The organism is Indibacter alkaliphilus LW1 (assembly GCF_000295935.2).
Taxonomy (GTDB): domain Bacteria; phylum Bacteroidota; class Bacteroidia; order Cytophagales; family Cyclobacteriaceae; genus Indibacter; species Indibacter alkaliphilus.
Genome location: NZ_ALWO02000053.1, coordinates 1 through 1,984, shown reverse-complemented (window position 1 = coordinate 1,984; position 1,984 = coordinate 1). Strand labels below are relative to the sequence as shown.

Annotated in this window: 3 protein-coding genes; 1 reads left to right on the top strand and 2 read right to left on the bottom strand. The window is 42.6% G+C overall.

The window, feature by feature from the left end:
• On the top strand, positions 1-208 hold a 208-nt coding region (locus tag A33Q_RS22255; protein WP_040490794.1), incomplete at its 5' end, for a hypothetical protein.
• A gap of 196 nt (positions 209-404) precedes the next feature.
• Here the strand turns inward: A33Q_RS22255 and A33Q_RS20800 are convergent.
• Together A33Q_RS20800 and A33Q_RS20795 are read right to left on the bottom strand one after the other, a co-directional pair.
• Positions 405-1,679, bottom strand: coding sequence for a PepSY-associated TM helix domain-containing protein (locus tag A33Q_RS20800; protein ID WP_040490795.1), 1,275 nt, complete (start codon positions 1,677-1,679; stop codon positions 405-407).
• Positions 1,680-1,729: 50 nt separating this feature from the next.
• On the bottom strand, positions 1,730-1,984 hold a 255-nt coding region (locus A33Q_RS20795; protein ID WP_040490793.1), incomplete at its 5' end, for a SusD/RagB family nutrient-binding outer membrane lipoprotein.

Genomic DNA, 1,984 nt, shown 5'->3' with positions numbered 1-1,984 from the left:
TGAAAAAGAAATTCAGGTCAATAAAAGGCTGGATAGCATCATTTCATCCAATCCGGATCCCTTTCCCTTTGAGCGGATCAATAAAGGAAAGTCACTCTTAAAGCTTATGGAAGAAATCAGGAAGTGCATAGAAACGGATCAATTGCTGCTTGCGGGGATGAAATTAAAAGAGCTGGAATATCAGGGGATACAGCTCCTGTTAAAATGAACGCTATGACATGCTATCAAAGTTATCGCATATAGATACATGAACCCTGTTCAAGTTTGATTTCTTTCTGGCATATACAAAAGGTTTTACCTTGAACTAATTTAAATAAAAGGCTAATTCTAAGTTATTTGTGTGAGGGTTAATACCGGGCAAAACTTACAATTCCCCTCCACAAAAGTAATAACATAGGTTCCTATTAAATTTTCATGGTTTTAATTTGGGAAACAGGCCGGACTTTTTTCCTGGCCCTTTTCTTTTTTAACTTATTGATCCAGATCAGTGTTCCTGTCACGGGAAGACTGGTTGCAATCAGGCAGGAAAGAAAATATAGGAATTTACTGAACTGTCCATAAACATCTCCAACATGTAGGGCCTTTATGGAACTTGAAACCCTGACATTGAAAGGCTTTTCTCTGAAAATATCCTTCTCTGTTAGGTCAGCTGTTTCCATATCAAGGACTACTCTATCCGAAGCAGCAGGGGCAAAAAATCCAATTTTTGATTTTTGAATGTTCAGGTTTTTGCCTCCTCCTTGTGGAAGGGATATCCTATAATTCCCAGGGTAATCCAACACTGCATCGGCACTGCTGATGTACTCAAAAATTGACAGGGGTAATTCTGATTCTTTTCCAGTGGAAGGCGCCTGTTGGCCTCTTCTTCCCTGACCGGCAGAGGGGTTACCCGGGCCAGGTCCCTGTCCTACTCTTGGCTTGTAGGTTCCCAAAGTTTTTTGAAGTCCTTCTCTGTACCAGGGATACGACCAAAACGGACCTGTTACCCCCATCAGAAACAATATGATACAGGAATAGAAGGCAAGGGTATTGTGAAGGTCATGGTTGGTTCTCTTCCAGCTTTTACCAAACTTAACCTTGAGTCCTTGTCTGAAATTCCTCACCCTCTGGGGAAACCAGATCACCATGCCGGTAATCACTCCCAGAGTAAAAAGAATGGTAGCTGCCCCTGTTATATAACTCCCAAGTGTTCTGTTAGAAAGCTCCCCTATGAGTGGGTTTTCAATTTTATCCAGCAAGAGCCACCTGTGGAGGCTAAAAAGGTAGCCCATAAATTCTGCTGCGCTGTTGTGCTCATTGCTATTTCCAAGAATTGTCCCCTTATAAGGATCTACATAATAGATGGTTCCAAATCTACTTTGAGAACCTTCTTCTCTTACGGTAATCTGATAGGGCCTTTTTTTGCTTTCCTCAATCAGGATGGTGGTCACTGCCCCTTGACTTTGTTGCCTGACCTTTTCAATGGCTGCTTCAGGAGTAATTTTTCCCAGGCCTTTCTGATAGTCCACTTTGTACAAATGGTTCGCCCCCAACTCCCGGATTTCTGAGTTGTAGACATATATTGTTCCTGTTAAGCAGACCACAAATACCACCAATCCACTGATAAGACCTGCCCAGAGGTGGATGTCGTTGAAGAATTTTCTTGTTTTAAGCCAGTAAGAGTTATTTGCTTTTTCCATGGGTTTCAGTTTTGCTGCTGTTGTCATTGAATCATGTTATTGTAGTATGCCTAAGGCATCCACCAGATTTTACCCTTGGTCATGTCATCACTCCCCTGGGCCTGTACCTGTTGGTTGTTAGTCCCTATTTCTGTCTCAGGATACATCAGCCTTTGAGGTCTTCCTGTCACCCCGCTTGCCACTGTTCCCGGGATTTCAGGAATTCCCAATCTTCTGAAATCAGACCATGCTTCAAAGCTGTTGATACTGTTCAGTGCAAGCCATTTCTGTAGAATGATATTTCTCAAGGGCTCATTGGCCGAGGC

Bases quoted from the DNA above. Each gene is read 5' to 3' on its own strand.
- A33Q_RS20800 (WP_040490795.1), bottom strand. From the start codon at position 1,679: ATGGAAAAAGCAAATAACTCTTACTGGCTTAAAACAAGAAAATTCTTC.